At 70.2% G+C, this 16,926-nt stretch carries 14 protein-coding genes; 12 read left to right on the forward strand and 2 right to left on the reverse strand.

Annotated elements, in window-relative coordinates; all coding sequences use genetic code 11:
* The first annotated feature begins 48 nt into the window (after window positions 1-48).
* The 7 genes from ABD858_RS30435 (at window position 49) to ABD858_RS30465 (ending at window position 7,156) form a co-directional block, all read left to right on the forward strand.
* Complete coding sequence (locus ABD858_RS30435) at window positions 49-975, forward strand: ABC transporter ATP-binding protein (RefSeq protein WP_345043563.1); 927 nt, start codon at window positions 49-51, stop codon at window positions 973-975.
* Window positions 972-1,691, forward strand: coding sequence for an ABC transporter permease (locus tag ABD858_RS30440; protein ID WP_425586276.1), 720 nt, complete (start codon window positions 972-974; stop codon window positions 1,689-1,691). The genes ABD858_RS30435 and ABD858_RS30440 overlap by 4 nt, the downstream gene beginning before the upstream one ends.
* A gap of 11 nt (window positions 1,692-1,702) precedes the next feature.
* On the forward strand, window positions 1,703-2,956 hold the full coding sequence (locus ABD858_RS30445) for a sensor histidine kinase (protein WP_425586277.1): 1,254 nt from the start codon (window positions 1,703-1,705) through the stop codon (window positions 2,954-2,956).
* A 22-nt stretch (window positions 2,957-2,978) separates the two neighbouring features.
* Entirely contained in the window at window positions 2,979-3,584 is a 606-nt protein-coding gene (locus ABD858_RS30450; protein ID WP_345043566.1) for a response regulator, read from the forward strand.
* 436 nt (window positions 3,585-4,020) lie between these two features.
* Window positions 4,021-4,749: a GNAT family N-acetyltransferase gene (locus ABD858_RS30455; protein ID WP_345043568.1), complete on the forward strand. Its 729-nt coding sequence runs from the start codon at window positions 4,021-4,023 to the stop codon at window positions 4,747-4,749.
* Window positions 4,750-5,525: 776 nt separating this feature from the next.
* Window positions 5,526-6,320, forward strand: coding sequence for a hypothetical protein (locus ABD858_RS30460; RefSeq protein WP_345043571.1), 795 nt, complete (start codon window positions 5,526-5,528; stop codon window positions 6,318-6,320).
* A 161-nt stretch (window positions 6,321-6,481) separates the two neighbouring features.
* A complete protein-coding gene (locus ABD858_RS30465; protein ID WP_345043573.1) occupies window positions 6,482-7,156 on the forward strand; it encodes a class F sortase in 675 nt (224 codons plus the stop codon).
* Window positions 7,157-7,194: 38 nt separating this feature from the next.
* On the opposite strand, the gene ABD858_RS30470 is transcribed toward ABD858_RS30465, so the two are convergent.
* A complete protein-coding gene (locus tag ABD858_RS30470) occupies window positions 7,195-8,520 on the reverse strand; it encodes a diacylglycerol/lipid kinase family protein (RefSeq protein WP_345043576.1) in 1,326 nt (441 codons plus the stop codon).
* A gap of 360 nt (window positions 8,521-8,880) precedes the next feature.
* On the opposite strand from ABD858_RS30470, the gene ABD858_RS30475 reads away from it, so the two are divergent.
* The 4 genes from ABD858_RS30475 (at window position 8,881) to ABD858_RS30490 (ending at window position 14,969) form a co-directional block, all read left to right on the forward strand.
* Window positions 8,881-11,469 (forward strand): winged helix-turn-helix domain-containing protein, encoded by a 2,589-nt coding sequence (locus ABD858_RS30475; RefSeq protein WP_345043578.1) that lies wholly within the window; start codon window positions 8,881-8,883, stop codon window positions 11,467-11,469.
* Window positions 11,470-11,572: 103 nt separating this feature from the next.
* Window positions 11,573-11,770: a hypothetical protein gene (locus ABD858_RS30480; RefSeq protein WP_345043580.1), complete on the forward strand. Its 198-nt coding sequence runs from the start codon at window positions 11,573-11,575 to the stop codon at window positions 11,768-11,770.
* Window positions 11,771-11,907: 137 nt separating this feature from the next.
* Complete coding sequence (locus ABD858_RS30485; RefSeq protein WP_345043583.1) at window positions 11,908-12,348, forward strand: DUF7144 family membrane protein; 441 nt, start codon at window positions 11,908-11,910, stop codon at window positions 12,346-12,348.
* 236 nt (window positions 12,349-12,584) lie between these two features.
* The gene (locus ABD858_RS30490; RefSeq protein ID WP_345043584.1) at window positions 12,585-14,969 is read left to right on the forward strand and encodes a phosphoketolase family protein; all 2,385 of its coding nucleotides are present in this window, start codon (window positions 12,585-12,587) and stop codon (window positions 14,967-14,969) included.
* Window positions 14,970-14,993: 24 nt separating this feature from the next.
* Here the strand turns inward: ABD858_RS30490 and ABD858_RS30495 are convergent, their stop codons facing one another.
* Window positions 14,994-15,647, reverse strand: a complete 654-nt coding sequence (locus ABD858_RS30495; protein WP_345045011.1) for a CBS domain-containing protein — start codon at window positions 15,645-15,647, stop codon at window positions 14,994-14,996.
* Window positions 15,648-15,836: 189 nt separating this feature from the next.
* Here ABD858_RS30495 and ABD858_RS30500 point away from each other — a divergent pair, with 189 nt between their 5' ends.
* Window positions 15,837-16,910: a zinc-dependent alcohol dehydrogenase family protein gene (locus ABD858_RS30500; RefSeq protein ID WP_345045013.1), complete on the forward strand. Its 1,074-nt coding sequence runs from the start codon at window positions 15,837-15,839 to the stop codon at window positions 16,908-16,910.
* Window positions 16,911-16,926: the final 16 nt, after the last annotated feature.

Consider the following 16,926-nt stretch of genomic DNA (forward strand, 5'->3'; position numbering starts at 1 on the left):
TACAAGCGGGTCTGCCGTGGCCCGGCTGTGCTCCGTAGCGTGATGTGCATGACGCAGACACCGGAATCCGCAGTGGCGGTCCACTTCGAAGGGGTCGTGAAGACCTTCGGTGCGGTACGCGCAGTGGCGGGCATCGACCTCGACATCCGACGCGGCGAGACCGTCGCCCTGCTCGGCCGCAACGGCGCCGGCAAGTCGACCACCATCAACCTGCTGCTCGGCCTGGACGAGCCCGACGCGGGCAGCGTCCGGCTCTTCGGCACGACGCCCGAACGGGCCGTCGTCGCCGGCCGGGTGGGCGCGATGCTGCAGGAGGGCCGGGCCGTCCCGCGGATCACGGTACGCGAACTGGTCACCCTCGTGGCCCGTACCTATCCCCGGCCGATGCCGGTCACCGAGGCGCTGGAGCTCGCCGGGCTCACCGAGCTCGCCGGTCGCCGGGTCGACCGGCTCTCCGGCGGCCAGGCGCAGCGCGTCCGCTTCGCCGTCGCCCTCGCCGGCAACCCCGAGCTGATCGTCCTCGACGAGCCGACGGTCGCGCTCGACGTGGAGGGCCGGCGCACGTTCTGGGACTCCATGCGCGCGTACGCCCGGCGCGGCAACACGGTCCTCTTCTCCACCCACTACCTGGAGGAGGCCGACGACAACGCCGACCGGATCGTCGTCATCGACCGCGGCCGGATAGTCGCCGACGGCAGCAGCGAGAAGCTCAAGCGCTCGGCCGGCGGCAGCCTGGTCTCCTTCGACCTGGCGGGCCGGTCCACCGAAGGGCTCACCCTCCTCCCCGGAGTCGTCTCGGTCGAGGTGCGCGGGGACCGTGCCCGGCTGCGCACCGAGGACTCGGACGCCACCGTCATCGCCCTCGCCGAACTCGGCGCGATCCGAGGCCTCGAAGTCGTCGCGGCCTCGCTCGAGGACGCCTTCCTCGCTCTGACCGCCACCACCGCTTCCGATGGACTGGAGACCGCCCGATGATCACCGAGTACGTGAAGGCGGAAGTCCGCCGCACCCTGCGCGACACCGCATTCGTGGTCTTCGGCATCGGCATGCCGGTGCTGATGTATCTGCTCTTCACCAACATCGGCAATAACGCCTCCGAGTGGAAGACGGCCTCCATGGTCGCCATGGCCGCGTACGGGGCGCTCGGCGCGGCCCTCTCCACCGGGACCGGCGTCGCCGAGGACAAGGCGATCGGCTGGCTGCGGCAATTGCGCGTCACTCCGATGAGGCCACGCCAGGTGGTCATAGGCCGTGCGCTCACCGGCTCGGTGGTCGTCCTGCCCGCCATCGCGGCGGTGCTCGCCGCGGGCGCGTTCGTCAACGGCGTCCGTATGGAGGCCTGGCAGTGGGCGGCCGTCACGGCCGTGCTCTGGCTCGGTGCGCTGCCCTTCACGCTGCTCGGCATCGGCAACGGCTACCGGCTCTCCGCCCAGACCACGGGTGTGGTGAACGTCGGCTGCAATCTGGCCCTGTCGATCGCCGGCGGCCTCTGGTTCCCGGTCGAGCTGTTCCCCGGCTGGATGCGCACGCTGTCCGACTACACCCCCACCCATCGCTTCGCCGAACTGGGCCAGGCCATCACCGAGGGCAGCGCGCCCGGGCTCGCCGCGGTGTCCGTGATCGTGGTGTGGGCCCTGCTGTTCGGCGCGTACGCAGTGGTCTCGTACCGTCGGTCCGCGAGGACGGTGTGACAGGAGTGATCATGCGCGAGAGGCAGCAGGGCCGCACCGGCCGGACGGGCGGCTTCACCTGGGAGTGGAAGCCCGACTGGCAGGCGCGGAAGGAGGAGTGGCGCGCCATGGAGAAGAAGCGAAAGGCGCGTGCTCCCGAGAACATGGGCCCGCCCAACGGCTTCGCCCTGTTGCCCTGGCTCCTCATGGGCATGGGCGCCTTCTCCAACCTCCTGAAGGACGAGACCCCCAACCCCTGGATAGGCGGCCTCGGTCTGCTGGTCTTCAACTCGCTCTACATCACCGTGGTGTTCCGGGCGTTCGACAAGTGCGCCCGGGAGGCGAGGAGCACCCGCTGGATCCTGGTCGCGATGACCGCGGTCACCTGTGGTCTGGCCGTCAAGTACGGCGGCAACTGGCTGCTCTTCTTCCCGCTGCTCGCCCTGGCCACCGGCTCCGTCGTACGGGGCCGGGCACTCGGTCCGGTCGTGCTCGGCCTGAGCGCCCTGGCCGCGGCGATCGCCGCGGCGCGGGACGGCTGGGGAGCGGTGAACGTCGCATACGGGACGTTCATCTCCGGAATGGTGACCGCCGCGATCCTGGCGCTGTCCGAGACCGTACGGGAACTGCGCGAAACCCGGCAGGAGTTGGCCCGCACCGCAGTGGAGAAGGAGCGGCTGCGCTTCTCGCGGGATCTGCACGATCTGCTCGGGCACACCCTGTCCGTGATCGTCGTGAAGTCCGAGGCGGCCCGCAGGCTCGCCCCGCGTGACCTGGACGCGGCCCTGGCCCAGGTCTGCGACATCGAGGCCGTGGGCAGGCAGGCGCTCACCGAGATCCGGGAGGCCGTCACCGGCTATCGCGAGGGCAGCCTGGCCACCGAACTCGACCGGGCGAGGGACGCCCTGACCGCTGCGGGTATCGAGCCCGTCGTACGGCAGTCGGGCCCGCCGCTTCCGCCGCAGACCGCGGCTCTGCTCGGCTGGGTGGTACGGGAGTCCGTCACCAATGCGATCCGGCACAGCGGGGCCTCCCGCTGCGAGATCGAGGTGCGGGTCACGTCCGAGCGGGTACGTCTGGTGATCACCGACGACGGTGGCGGCGTAGGCTCGACGACACCCGGCAGCGGGCTCAAGGGCCTGACCGAACGTCTCGCGGCGTCCGGCGGCACCCTGCGCAGCGGTCCGGGGGACAGGCGTGGATTCCGGGTCACCGCCGAGCTGCCGGTGGAGGCGGCCCCGGAGACCGCGGAGCACGAGGAGCCCGTACCGGAACAGCGGCGCTGAGCCGTTGGAACAAGGAGAGCCGATGATCAGAGTCCTGCTCGCCGAGGATCAGGGCATGATGCGCGGAGCCCTCGCCCTGCTGCTCGGTATGGAGGACGACATCGAGGTCGTCGCCCAGGTCGCGGTCGGCGACGAGATCGTGGACGCCGCGCTCGTCGCACGCCCGGATGTCGCCCTGCTCGACATCGAACTGCCGGGCCGCAGCGGTCTCGACGCCGCGGCCGACCTCCGGGAGGAGTGCCCCGACTGCCGGGTGCTCATCCTCACCACGTTCGGCCGGCCAGGCTATCTTCGGCGTGCGATGGAGGCCGGGGCTGCCGGTTTCCTCGTCAAGGACGGACCGGTGGAGGAGCTGGCCGTCGCGATCCGCCGCGTGCTGACCGGCGAGACGGTCATCGACCCGGCGCTGGCCGCGGCCGCGCTCAGCGCGGGTCCGAGTCCGCTGACCGCCCGTGAGCGCGATGTCCTCAACGCCTCTGTGGACGGTGCGACGGTCTCCGACATCGCGGCGAAGCTGCATCTCTCCGAGTCGACCATCCGGAACTACCTCTCCTCGGCCATCGGCAAGACGGGCACCCGCAACCGCATGGAGGCGGTACGGGCCGCACGCCGGCAAGGCTGGCTCTAGTGCTGTGACCGGAGAGGTTTGCCGGGAAGCTCGCGGCGTCATACGACTCCGTCTCTCCCCGTAGCCCTTCGGGCATGGAAGGTGCCCCCACTGCATGCGCACACCAGCCGCTCTGCGGCGGGCGCTCGCTGAGCCGGCCTGATCCGCCGGACACCCCCTGGGGCTTCCCCCTGACCCCCGTCGCCCGACTGCGGCGTGTGCCTGCGGACCGCGCTCGGTCGTCGCCTTTCGTCTCCGCCTTTACCTGGCCTTTTACTTCCCTTCTCTCCTCCGTATCCTTCTCGGGCGCCTCACGGATGCATACTGTCCTCCCTGGTCACGGTGTCGGAACGTCCGGTACTGCGGCCATGTCTCGAGGCGGGCGAGTGATCCACCGCCCCCATGCCGTCCGTCGGTGTGAGGAAACCCTCCCGACCTCCGAAGGGCCGAAGGTTCAGTGCCAGTACCCGTTGTCCTCACCGGCCGCATCGTGCGGCTGGAGCCCCTCGCCCCGCACCACGCCGAGGCCCTTGCCGAGGCCGGCGCCGAGGACCGTACGAGCTATGCCTACACCCCCGTACCCCACGGCGTGGTGGCAGCTCATGACTACATCGCCCGCGCCCTGGCCGATCAGGCTGCGGGGCGGTCGCTGCCCTTCGCGACGGTGAGCGTCGCCGACGGCCGGGTCGTCGGTTCCACCCGGTTCCTGGAGCTCGACTACTGGCAGGGCCCACTTGTGTGGCCCTCCGTCCCCGGTGTGCCGTACGGCGACCCGGCCACCGCCGTGCCCGACGCCGCCGAAATCGGCAACACCTGGCTCGCCGCCCGGGCCCGGGGCACCGGTACCAACACCGAGGCGAAGCTGCTGATGCTCCGCCACGCCTTCGAGACCTGGGGAGTCCGGCGGATCTCGCTGCGTGCCGACGCCCGTAATCTGCCCTCGCGCGCCGCCATCGAACGGCTCGGCGCCACCTGTGAGGGCATCCGCCGTGCCCACTCCCGTGGCCTGGACGGGGCAGTACGCAACACAGCCTTCTACTCGATCCTGGACGAGGAGTGGCCGGCCGTGCGCGACATCATCGAGATGCGCATGGCCGCCGCCACGTCGCCCAGCGCCCTGGACCGTGCGATCAACAGGGAATGCCTCGGACACGACGGCGGCAGCAGCCAGTTGATCCCGGCGTGACCGTCACGGTCTCCTCACAGGCGCCGGCGCAGCCTGCGCAGGTTCGGTCGTCGTCTTCGTTCTGGCCGGTCTGATCCGGTCCCATGTGGACCGGATCGCGGCGGAGGCATCGGCGACGGCGGCTGGAGCGGCGGTCGCCGTGGTTGTCTTCGCCGGGGCGTCGCGCCTGACGTCCGCCGCTGCCTGAGACAAAGCGGACGACCGCGCTCAGCCGACCCCCATGGCCTCGGCCGCGCGCTTCTCCATCTCCTCCGGCGGAACGTCCTCGAGGTGCGTGGAGGCGGTCCACCAAGCCGACGAGTTCCGTCGCAAAGCGAAAGGCGGACGCGAAGCGGTCGTCCGGACGTCCCGGGAGTGCTTCCCCGTTGGCGGCGGGTGTGCCCCGCGGACGCTCTCACAGTGTGCGGTCGAGGGCCAGGGGACGGACCACACTGCCGTGAAGCCGCACGGGTCGGGCACACTGCGGCGGGCCTTGCGTACGCACGGCGGCGGGTCCGGCATCCCCGTGTGGCGGACATTCGCCGCTCATGGGCCGAGCCCGCTCAGGGGTGGAGTCGTCGATGGCCGACTGCGAGACGCGGGTCAAGGCCCCTGGTTGGAGGGTGCCGTCCAACGGGTGATGAATGCGGCCCAATACCACTCGAAGAGCCGATCATGCGGTGTTTCCCGCTGGTGCGAAGCCGCGGTCCGGCTGACGGTGGATCACGTCGCCACTGCGATCCGATGAGCCGACGAAGTGTCAGCCATCGCAGTCGCGGCGAAAGGAATGCATTCCCATGCGATCTGCTCGCACCCTGCTGGCTTCGGCCGCAATGACGGCGATCCTCGCCATCTCCGGACCCGTTGCGCATGCCGTCACTGTCGTCGAGGACGGACGTGATTCCTCCAGCAGTGACAACTACGGCAAGTCCGACACAGGCGACAAGGAGAAGGGCGAGACGAAGGGCGACAAGGAGAAGGGCGAGGAGAAGGGCGACAAGGAGAAGGGCGACAAGGAGAAGGGCGGCAACGAGGACCGTGACAACCAGGGGGACAAGAGCGACCCTGGCAAGCCGAAGGGCGGTGTGCACACCGGTGGTGGCGCCCTGACGATGAGAGTGGCCTCTGTCAGTGACGACCGTGGCAATGAGGGTCGTGGCAACGAGGGCGGCGGTAACGAGGGGCGTGGCAACGAGGGGCGTGGCAACGAGGGGCGTGGCAACGAGGGCCGCGGCAACGAGGGCCGCGGTAATGAGGGCCGCGGTAATGAGGGCGGCGGTAACGAGGGGCGTGGCAACGAGGGCCGCGGCAACGAGGGGCGTGGCAATGAGGGCCGCGGCAATGAGGGCCGGGACAACGGAGGCCGGGACAACGGAGGCCGGGGTCAGGGTGACAACGGCGACTACGGCGACGACGAGGGCGATGACGAGGGCGGCTCCGGCAAGCCCGACGGCGGCGTCCACGCCGGTGGCGGCGGCCTGGCCACGACCGGCAGCGGCCTGGCGGCGGGGTCGATGCTGATGCTCGGCGGGCTCGGCGCGGGGGCGTACATGGTGCGCCGTCGCAGGGCCGCAGGTGCCGGCACGGTCTGATGAGTCCAGCCAGCTAGCAGGTCGCCGCAGTGTCGCGGCCCTCGTCTCTCGGGGACGGTGGCCGCGGCGCCGGCATTTCCGCCCCTTCGGTCCTGTACCGAAGTCCCGTTCCGCCGCCCCCTCGCGCCCCCCGTGACGCTCCTAGCGAAAGCCACGTTCCCATGGACGCCCAGCAGCCTCCCGGTTCGAACACACCCGCCTCCCGCAGTCTTGGCCGCGCCCTGCTGTGGCCTGCCGTAGCGGTCGGGCTGGGCTTCCTCCTGGTCTACAACTCCTTCGACACTTCGGCAGTGGGCAGGCCGATGGCCAGTTCCGCGGCTTCCGCGACCACTGCTCCCTGGGCTGCCGCCACCGGTCCCGGGCCGGCGCTGCCGCGTTCCGTTCCCAAACGGATCGTGATCCCGGAGATCGCCGTCGACGCGCCCTTCACCGAGCTGTCCCTCGGGGCGTCCGGACAGCTCGAGGCACCGCCGGCCCACGACAACAACCTGGTCGGCTGGTACAAGGGCGCGGCGACGCCGGGCGAGCGCGGCACCTCGATCGTCGCGGGCCATGTCGACACCGCCACGGGCCCGGCGGTGTTCGTGGAGCTCAGCATGCTCAAGTCCGGAAGCAAGGTCGACATCACTCGCGCGGACGGCACCGTCGCCAAGTTCAAGGTGGACTCCGTCGAGAGCTTCAGCAAAGCGAAGTTCCCCAATGAACGGGTCTACGCCGACACTCCGACAGCACAGCTGCGTCTGATCACATGCGGAGGTGAGTACGACAAGAAGGCCAAGGACTACAAGGAGAACGTGGTGGTGTTCGCCCATCTGGATTCCGTCAAGCGCGCGTGAGCCGTCGCGGTGCGGGCCTGGCCCGCACCGACGGCCCTCTACCGCCGTGGCCGGCGCCTCAGCGCCAGCTCGTACAGACGCCGCCAGTCCAGTCGGGGCCTCGACCGGGGCACTCCGGGGCGCACACGGGGGACGCGGACGCGCAGCGCTCGTGGCCTGATCGTGCAGTGCACGGGGGTGGGGAGCGTGAGCGCCTCACCGTCGACGCCGACCTGCACCTCGGGTTCGTCGGCGTCGACGACGACCTCATGAGTGGTGAGCACGGTGAGGCCGGGTGCGTGCTCGCCGGCGAGCAATGCGGCTGCCTGCGCCGCGTTGTCGACCTTGACACTGAGAAGCCCGAGTTTCCCGGAGTCCAGCCGGTCCCGCCGCCCCAGTCCGGCCCGGTCGCCCAGCCGGTACGGGTTGTTGCTCACGAGGACGGCCTGAGGGGCCTCGACCGTGATCTCGGAGGCGCGAACGGTCAGCCGGGCGCCACGGTGATGGGTCAACACGTCCGGGAGCAGCGTGAGGGTGGTGTGGATCTTGTCGTCGCGGTAGGCGGGACTCTGCACCACCTCCGCATAGGCGCCGAACGACACATTGTTGACGAAGTCGCGTTCTCCGATGCGACCGAGATCGACGACCAGTTCGACGCCGTCGGTGAGTGCTGCCAGGCATGTCGACGGGTCGTCCCGGTCCAGCCCGAGATCCAGGGCGAAATGGTTCCGTGTGCCGGCCGAGATCACCATGAACGGGATGCCGCGTTCCGCCGCCACTCCGGCGACCAGAGCCTGTGTGCCGTCGCCGCCGGCCACCCCGAGGAGATCCGCGCCGTCGGCGACGGCGTCGCGGGCGAGGGTGGCGACGTCCTGAGGGTGGGAGGGGTCGAGCAGTACGACGTCTGCGCCCAGTGCCTCGGCCTTCTCCTTCAGCCGGAACTTCCCCGTCTTCCCGCCCCCGGACCGCGGATTCATGATGAGGAACGGATGTTCGGGCGGAGGTGTGCGGTATTCGGGTGGTGCGGCATGCGCGGCGTCCGTGCTGAGCGCGGCCCAGCCGGCGGAGGCGGCCAGGGCCCACAACCCGCAGCTGACGAGTACGACCCAGAGCAGTTCAGCGGTGACATAGAGCGTGATCACCGCAAGCGGTGCCGCGCAGGCCAGCGCGGAGGCGAGCCCTCTGGCCAGTCCTCTGTGGCTCAGGGCCCACCAGATTCCGGCAACGGTGACGGCCAGCCCGGCCAGCCCGACAGCCACCAGCACGATGCTCTTGAAGCCCGCGATCAGGAGCAGCAGCAGGATCCCCACGGCACCCGCCGCGATCGCCAGCCGCGCGGTCCAGCTCTGTGCGGTGCCGCTTCCCGTGCCGACAACGCCGCCCATGAAGCCTCCCGTCGCTCGAGTACGGGCCGTTCACCCCATTGCACAACCATGTGCCGGAACACGCCTCACGGAGCCGGTGCGGGCCCCGCCTGGCGATCACGAACGAGCGCTGTGACGATGGTGGTGTTTGGCCGTTCCCGACCCGGCCCGACCGGGCGGAACGGCAGCGCATGCACCGCCGCCGGAACGAGGCAGCGGACGCCCCCGACGGTGGTCGCCATGCCAGCCAGCCCAGCCTTCACAGCAGGAGCAGCAGACGGCGGAGGAGAGCCCCGTGCCCCCCGCCGATCCCGCGCGCGGGCGGACACGCAACTGGATCCGACCGGCGACCCCCTTGCGGCGGTCAGGTTCTCGGTGCCGGTGCTGCCCCGCACGCTGGTGAGCAGGAAGCGCCTGCTGGAACGCCTCACCGACTCGACGACAGGGCCGTTGACGTTGATCACGGGCCCCGCGGGAGCGGGCAAGACCGCCCTCACCGCCTCATGGGCGAACGAGGGTCCGGCACCCGGCCCCGTCGTGTGGCTGAACGTCAGGGACGACGACAACGCCCCCGGCGTGTTCTGGTCGTACGTCCTCGGGGCGTTCCGCTTCCACCGGGTGCCACTGCCGGACGGAATCGGCAGTCCGGTGCTTGCGGACGACGTCGACCGCTCTCTCCTGGTCCGGCTCTCCTCCGCAGTGGCGCAGCTGCACCGTCCGGTCGTCCTCGTGCTCGACGGGCTCGAGCGGGTCACCGCCCGCGATGTGGCCTCGGGCCTGGACTTCGTGCTGGGCCATTCGGGTCCGCAGCTGCGCCTGGTGCTGATCAGCCGAGTGGACCCGCTGCTCCCGCTGCACCGTTACCGCGCCGAGGACCGGATCAGCGAGATCCGAGGGGCCGAACTCGCTTTCACCTCCCATGAGGCGGCGAAACTGCTGCGCCGGCACGGACTGTCGCTGTCGGAGGAAAGCGTCGGCGCGCTCACCGGCCGGACCGAGGGCTGGGCCGCGGGGCTGCGGCTGTGCGCGCTGGCCATGCAGCGGGCCGACGACCCCGACCGCTTCGCGCGGTCGTTCACCGGCTCACAGCATGTCGTCACCGACTACCTGCTGGCGGAAGTGCTCGATGCGCTGCCGCCGGCCACGCAGAACCTGCTGCTACGTACAAGCATCCTGGAGCGGATCCACCCACAGCTCGCGAACGTGCTCACCGGACGTGACGACGCCGAGTGGATCCTGGCGCACCTCGCCCGTGCCAACGCGTTCGTCGAGGTGACCGGAGACCCGCCCTGGTGCCGATGCCACCCGCTGTTCTCCTCGGTCCTCCGTGCCCATCTGCGCAGCCGCCTGCCCGGCCTCGAGCCGCGGCTGCACCGCCTGGCGGCGCGATGGCTCGCCGACAACGGCCGGCTCACCGAAGGACTCGAACACGCGACCGCGACCGGTGACTGGGCCTACGCCGCCACGCTGCTCATCGATCACCTGGCCGTCGGCCGCCTGCTGACCGGCCCGGACACCCACCGGCTGGAGAGGCTCTTCTCCGGCATGCCCACCACCTTCCCCGGTGCGGCTCCGGCCCTCGTCGCCGCTGCCTGTGCCCTGGCACGGCACAACGCCCCGGCCGGCTGGGCACAGCTCGACCGGGCCCAGGCCCACCTGGGCGGTGCCGCAGCAGCTCCCTCTCTCGGGACACGGCTGGCCCATACGCTTCTCCTGCTCCTGGCCGGCGGTGAGGAGCACGGCAGCACCGCCTGCGCGACCGCGGAGTCCCTCGCGCACCGGACCCGTGACCTCATGGCTGAGGTCGCACAGCCCTGCCTCGAACAGCACCCCGAGATCGAGGCGTTGCGGCGCTACGGGCGGACCGGCGCACTGTTCGAAGCCGGACGTCTCGGGGAGGCCCACGACGCCCTCGAGCACGCCCTGGCCGCCTGCACGACCGAGGTGACCCGGACGGTCCGGTACGAGTGCCTGGGACGGCTCGCTCTGATCGAGAGCGTCCGCGGTGAGCTGCGCCGGGCCCAGGCACACGCCAGGGAGGGGCTGGAGGCCGCCGAGGAGTACGGCATCCCCCACCATCGGCGCACCGGTGTCTGCCATCTCGCGCTGGCCGCTGTCGCGTTCGACCGAAGCGATCTGCAGAGCGCCCGGCACCATCTCGACCTCGCCGCCGATGTCTCAGGAATGGCACACGACCCGGTCTGCGCGGCCGAAACCGCGGTTTTGCGTGCCCGTCTGGAGCTGGCGTACGGCAACATACAGGCCGCCCTGGCGGTCGTGGACACCGCGGGCGGAGCCCATGCCGAGCAGTCGGCACTGCGGCTGGCCGAGACCCGCTCCGCCATTCATCTCGCTCGCGGCGACCCGGCGGCAGCGATCGGTGCATTGCGGGACACCGGGGGCATGCCCGCATACGCCGTGTCTCTCGCCGCCGCACACCTGGCCGCCGGGGACACCGAACGCGCGGCGCGGCTACTGGCCGGACTCGGCCAGTTCGACCGGGCAGGCGTCACGGACCATGTCCGCATCCTGCTGCTCCGGGCCCAGGCCGCCGTGCTGGACAAGGACTTCGCCACCGCGGAGGGGCTGCTGGCCCGGGCACTGGACGCCGCGCGCCCGGAACAGTTCCGCCGGCCCTTCACCGAGGCGGGCCCCTGGCTGAGGCATCTGCTGGCGCGCAGGCCGGACCTCGGGGTGACCCACTCCTGGCTCACCGAGCGGCTCGCGGACGCCGGCACACCGGGCTCGGCCGGCGACGACTCCCTTTCGGTCCCCGCCGAAGCGCTCAGTCCACGCGAGCGCGATGTTCTCAGGTGTGCCGCACACATGATGTCGACCGAGGAGATCGCCGCGGAGCTGTATGTGTCCGTCAACACCGTCAAGACGCATCTGAAGAGCATCTACCGCAAGCTGTCCGTATCCCGCCGCAGTGAAGCAGTCCGGCGCGCGAGAGAGCGGAAGCTGCTCTGACACGGGCGCGATGGCTTCGGTTCACCTCATCCGGGTGATGCCTCCGGGCCGCCGGGGGACCACCATGCGAGGAGATGCCCCGAACCCAGGGGAGTACTCACACATGCGTTACGAGTTCCGCGTCACCGGAAGCGTCTCCAGGGCCGTCGCCGATGAATTCCCCGAATTGGAGAAGGCGACCGTCCCCCCGCTGACCCTGCTCTTCGGCACGGTCACCGACGAGGCGCACCTGTACGGGCTGCTTGTCCGCTTCCAGGACCTGGGCCTGCATGTCCTCGAGATGCGTCGGCTACCGGACTGATCGGCACGTCGTCCGCGATTCACCCCTCACGGGTGAGGGGGCCCTCGGGACCCGAGCGGAGGCTTGACATGAGCGGACATCCGAGGTCCGAGGAGCTCCGCTGCCCCGGCGGGGCCGATGAGAATTGAGGAATCGTCATGACGCACACCACCCAATCCGTCCCCGGGAAGACGGCCATCGCGGCCGGCGGGCTGGTGATCTTCGCCGCCACGATGCTGGTCATCGTCGGTATCCTGGACGTCTTCCGCGGAATCATGGCCATCGCCGATGACGACATCTTTCTCGCCACGCCGCGTTACGTCTTCAGGTTCGACCTGGCCGGATGGGGCTGGATTCACCTGACCCTCGGAGCGCTGGCGGTCCTGGTGGGTGTCTTCCTGTTCCGTGCCGTGCTGTGGGCCCGGGTCACGGGTATCGTGATCGCCGCTCTGCTGATCATGGCCAACTTCCTGTCCCTGCCGTACTACCCGTTGTGGTCTCTGGTGGCGATCGCGCTGAACGCGTTCGTCATCTGGGCGCTGTGCCTCGTGAATCCGGACGAACTTCCGACGGCGCCGCCCGCCCGTGGGAAGCGGTGAGCCGGCGGCGGGCCCTGTCCTGCTGCGGACCCCGGCCTGACGACCCCCGGCCGGTCCGCCCTGCTCCCGGCTCCACGCGGATGGCCCTTGACTGGCAAGGCCACCGTCGCAGGGAGGAGGCGGACCACCGCACAACGGGGCCGAATGGCCTCTCCTGGTCGGCGTGCCATCGGTGCGATGGTGGGAAACCCGTAATGCTGGGATTGAGCCGGCTCCGGTCGACCACGGAGGAATCCATGAGGAAAGCCAAGCGTCAGGGACGAACGGCACCGACCCCGGAGGAGCTGCAGGGCCTCGACGCCCACTGGCGGGCCGCCAACTATCTCGCCGCCGGGCAGATCTACCTCATGAGCAACCCGCTGCTGAAGGAACCACTGCAGCCGGAGCACATCAAGCCGCGGCTCCTCGGACACTGGGGCACCTCACCCGGACTCAACTTCGTCCACACCCATCTCAACCGGGTGGTCAAGGCGCGTGACCTCTCCGCGCTGTGCATCTGGGGGCCCGGCCACGGCGGACCCGCCGTGCTCGCCAACTCCTGGCTGGAGGGAAGCTACAGCGAGACGTATCCGGACGTGAGCCGGGACGAGGCCGGCATGGCGCGGCTCTTCCGGCAGTTCTCCTTCCCCGGCGGGGTACCCAGCCATGTCGCCCCCGAGACCCCCGGCTCCATTCACGAGGGCGGCGAACTGGGCTACTCACTGGCGCACGCGTACGGCGCCGCACTCGACAACCCCGGCCTCCTCGTCGCCTGCGTCATCGGGGACGGTGAGGCGGAGACCGGTCCGCTCGCCGCCTCCTGGCACTCCAACAAGTTCCTGGACCCGGTCCACGACGGCGCGGTGCTGCCGATCCTCCACCTCAACGGCTACAAGATCGCCAACCCCACCGTGCTGGCCCGGCTCCCCGCACCGGAGCTGGACGAACTGCTGCGCGGCTACGGGCACGATCCCCTGCACGTCGAGGGCGACAACCCGCACAGCGTGCACCTCGCCATGGCGGAGGCCATGGACACCGCGCTGGACCGTATCGCGCACATCCAGGACGAGGCCCGCACCTCCGGTGTGCGGGGACGCCCCCGCTGGCCGGTGATCGTGCTGCGCACCCCCAAGGGCTGGACCGGTCCCGCCGAGGTCGACGGCGAACCCGTCGAGGGGACCTGGCGATCCCATCAGGTTCCGCTCGCGGAAGTACGCGAGAACCCCGAGCATCTGCGTCAGTTGGAGGCCTGGCTGCGGTCCTACCGCCCGGAGGAACTCTTCGGTACGGACGGCCGGCCGGTGCCCGAAGTACTGGCCTGCGTGCCGGACGGCACGCGGCGGCTCGGTGCCACTCCGCACGCCAACGGCGGACTGCTGCTGCGCTCGCTGCCGATCCCGCCACTGGAGGAGTACGCCGTTCCCGTGGTCAAGCCCGGCACCAGCCTGCACGAGCCCACCCGGGTCCTCGGCGGCCTGCTCGCCCGGATCATGGCAGATACCGCGGACCGCCGGGACTTCCGGGTCGTGGGCCCCGACGAGACCGCCTCCAACCGGCTGGACGCCCTGTACGGCAGTACGGACAAGGTCTGGCAGGAGGCGATCCTGCCCACCGACGAACATCTCGCCACCGACGGCCGGGTGATGGAGGTTCTCTCCGAACACCTCTGCCAGGGCTGGCTGGAGGGCTACCTCCTCACCGGCCGGCACGGGTTCTTCTCCAGCTACGAGGCCTTCGTCCACATCGTCGACTCCATGGTCAACCAGCACATCAAATGGCTGAAGACATCACGGCAGCTGTCCTGGCGCGCGCCCGTCGCCTCTCTCAACTACCTGCTCACCTCGCATGTCTGGCGTCAGGACCACAACGGCTTCTCCCACCAGGATCCCGGCTTCGTCGACCACATTCTCAACAAGAGCCCCGAGGTCGTGCGCGTCTACCTGCCGCCGGACGCCAACACCCTGCTCTCCGTCGCCGACCACGTCCTGCGCTCCCGCGACTACGTCAACGTCGTCGTCGCCGGCAAGCAGCCCTGCTTCGACTGGCTCTCCATGGCCGACGCCCGCGCCCATTGCGCCCGCGGGGCCGGAATCTGGGAATGGGCGGGCACCGACGACGGCACCCGCGAACCCGACGTGGTTCTCGGCTGTGCGGGTGACGTCCCCACCATGGAAGTCCTCGCCGCAGCCGCCCTTCTGCGTGCTCACCTCCCCGACCTGGCCGTCCGTGTTGTCAACGTCGTCGACATGACCAGGCTGATGCCCCGCGAGGCACATCCGCACGGCATGACCGACCCCGAGTACGACGCCCTCTTCACCCGTGACAAGCCGGTGATCTTCGCCTACCACGGCTACCCCTGGCTGATCCACCGTCTCGCCTACCGCCGCACCGGCCATGCCGACATGCACGTCCGCGGCTACAAGGAATCCGGCACCACGACGACGCCCTTCGACATGGTCGTACGCAACGACCTCGACCGTTACCGCCTGGTCATGGACGTCATCGACCGCGTCCCCGGTCTTGCCGTCCGCGCGGGCTCCGTCCGCCAGGCCATGGCCGACGTCCGTACCCGCCACCACGCCTGGATCCGCGAGCACGGCACCGACCTGCCCGAGGTCGCGGACTGGTCCTGGCCCTACTGAACGACCGCCGCGTACGGCCCCGGCTCATTCGGGCGGCGGGCCGGTGAGATCGCACTTCACGCCGACGACTCCTTCGACGGTCTGCGCGAGGCGGGCGGCGACGGGTATGAGCCCGCTGTCGCGGACGCTGCCGGTGAGCGTGACCACTCCGTCGGTGACCTCGACCCGGACACCCCGTCGGGACACCGTGAAGAGCCGGTCGACGACATCGCGCCGTATCTCCACCGCGATGTCGTCGTCCGGGCGGAGGAAGACCTTCAACAGGTCGGCGCGGCTGACGATGCCCTGGAGGTTTCCTGCCGCGTCGACCACGGGAAGGCGCTTGACCTGCTGACGGGCCATGACACGGGCGGCCTGGGGGAGCGTGGCATCGGCGTGGATCGTGATCGCCGGGGCCGTCATGAGCTCCTCGGCGCTGACTCCGGCGGCCTTGGCCGTGTCGCCGAGGCGTTGCATCTGCTCGATCAGACCCGGTTCGGTGTCGTGGAACTCCTCCTTGGTGAGGAGATCCGCCTCGGAGATCACCCCGACCACCCGGCCCTCGCCTTCCAGGACGGGCATGGCGGTGACCTTCCACTGCTCCATGGCGGCGACGATCTCCTTGAACTGCGCGTCGCGCGTGACGGCCACGACGGTCTTCGTCATCACGTCGTTCACGGTGTACGGGGTGGGGGCCATGACGAAGTCCTCATCAGACATGGGCCGGCCTGGACCGTCGGCCGAGCCTCACCCCCAGGGTGGAACGACGGCCGCGAGGCCGGACAGGGTCTGGCGGGCATACCGGAGGGCCGTCCGGCCCAAGCGCCCGCGACGCCCGCCGGGAGAACCTGGCAGTGGTGACCACACGTGACCAGGAAGGACGACGTCATGAAGGCACTCGTCTTCCACGGACCGGAGCAGACGTCGTGGCAGGACGTCCCGGACCCGGACATCAAGGACGCGGCGGACGCGGTCGTCCGCGTCGACGCCGTGACAATCTGCGGCACGGACCTGCACATCATCAAGGGCGACGTGCCCGAGGTGACCCCGGGGCGGATCCTGGGACACGAGGCCGTCGGAGAGGTCATGGAGGCCGGCGCCGACGTGCGAACGGTCCGCCCCGGCGACCGGGTGCTGGTGTCCTGCATCTCGGCCTGCGGCCGCTGCCGCTTCTGCCGCGAGAACAGGTACGGGCAGTGCCGTGGAGGGGGCGGCTGGGTCCTCGGACATCTGATCGACGGCACGCAGGCCGAATACGTACGCGTGCCTTTTGCCGACCTGTCCCTCCATCCGCTGCCCCACACGGTCGACAGCAAGGACGCCGTCCTGTTGGCCGACATCTTCCCCACCGCCTACGAGGTGGGTGTGCTGAACGGGAAGGTCCAGCCGGGCGACACCGTCGTCGTGGTCGGAGCCGGACCGATCGGACTCGCCACGATCGCGACCGCCCGCTTCTTCAGCCCCGGGCGGATCATCGCCGTCGACCTCGCCGAATCCCGGCTGGCCGCGGCCCGGGCCATCGGTGCGGACGCCGTGGCCCACGCGGAGGAAGGTCCGGAGCTGCTGGTCGAGGACCTGACGGACGGTCTCGGCGCGGACGTGGTCGTCGAAGCGGTGGGCGCACCCGAGACATTCCAGATGTGCACCCGCATGGTGCGCCCCGGCGGCCGGGTGGCCAACGTCGGCGTCCACGGCAAGCCCGCTGCCCTGCATCTCGAACACCTGTGGATCAAGGATGTGACGATCACGACAGGACTGGTCGACACCTACTCCACACCGCTGCTGCTGCAGATGATGGCCGCGGGCAGGCTCCCCTCCTCCTCGCTGGTCACGCACCACTTCGAGCTGGGCCGGATGGAGGAGGCGTACGACGTGTTCTCCCGCGCGGCCGGCACCGGTGCGATCAAAGTGGTCCTCGGCAGCCCCCAGCACGACGCTCTCAGCGTCCCCGAGGGGCCGTGACCCGGACGGGAGGCGA

The organism is Streptomyces sannanensis (assembly GCF_039536205.1).
Taxonomy (GTDB): Bacteria; Actinomycetota; Actinomycetes; order Streptomycetales; family Streptomycetaceae; genus Streptomyces; species Streptomyces sannanensis.

What these genes read in the sequence shown, in the direction of transcription:
- ABD858_RS30435 (WP_345043563.1), top strand. Translation starts at nt 49, where the DNA reads ATGACGCAGACACCGGAATCCGCAGTGGCGGTCCACTTCGAAGGGGTC.
- ABD858_RS30440 (WP_425586276.1), top strand. Translation starts at nt 972, where the DNA reads ATGATCACCGAGTACGTGAAGGCGGAAGTCCGCCGCACCCTGCGCGAC.
- ABD858_RS30445 (WP_425586277.1), top strand. Translation starts at nt 1,703, where the DNA reads ATGCGCGAGAGGCAGCAGGGCCGCACCGGCCGGACGGGCGGCTTCACC.
- ABD858_RS30450 (WP_345043566.1), top strand. Translation starts at nt 2,979, where the DNA reads ATGATCAGAGTCCTGCTCGCCGAGGATCAGGGCATGATGCGCGGAGCC.
- ABD858_RS30460 (WP_345043571.1), top strand. Translation starts at nt 5,526, where the DNA reads ATGCGATCTGCTCGCACCCTGCTGGCTTCGGCCGCAATGACGGCGATC.
- ABD858_RS30465 (WP_345043573.1), top strand. Translation starts at nt 6,482, where the DNA reads ATGGACGCCCAGCAGCCTCCCGGTTCGAACACACCCGCCTCCCGCAGT.
- ABD858_RS30470 (WP_345043576.1), bottom strand. Translation starts at nt 8,520, where the DNA reads ATGGGCGGCGTTGTCGGCACGGGAAGCGGCACCGCACAGAGCTGGACC.
- ABD858_RS30480 (WP_345043580.1), top strand. Translation starts at nt 11,573, where the DNA reads ATGCGTTACGAGTTCCGCGTCACCGGAAGCGTCTCCAGGGCCGTCGCC.
- ABD858_RS30485 (WP_345043583.1), top strand. Translation starts at nt 11,908, where the DNA reads ATGACGCACACCACCCAATCCGTCCCCGGGAAGACGGCCATCGCGGCC.
- ABD858_RS30490 (WP_345043584.1), top strand. Translation starts at nt 12,585, where the DNA reads ATGAGGAAAGCCAAGCGTCAGGGACGAACGGCACCGACCCCGGAGGAG.
- ABD858_RS30495 (WP_345045011.1), bottom strand. Translation starts at nt 15,647, where the DNA reads ATGGCCCCCACCCCGTACACCGTGAACGACGTGATGACGAAGACCGTC.
- ABD858_RS30500 (WP_345045013.1), top strand. Translation starts at nt 15,837, where the DNA reads ATGAAGGCACTCGTCTTCCACGGACCGGAGCAGACGTCGTGGCAGGAC.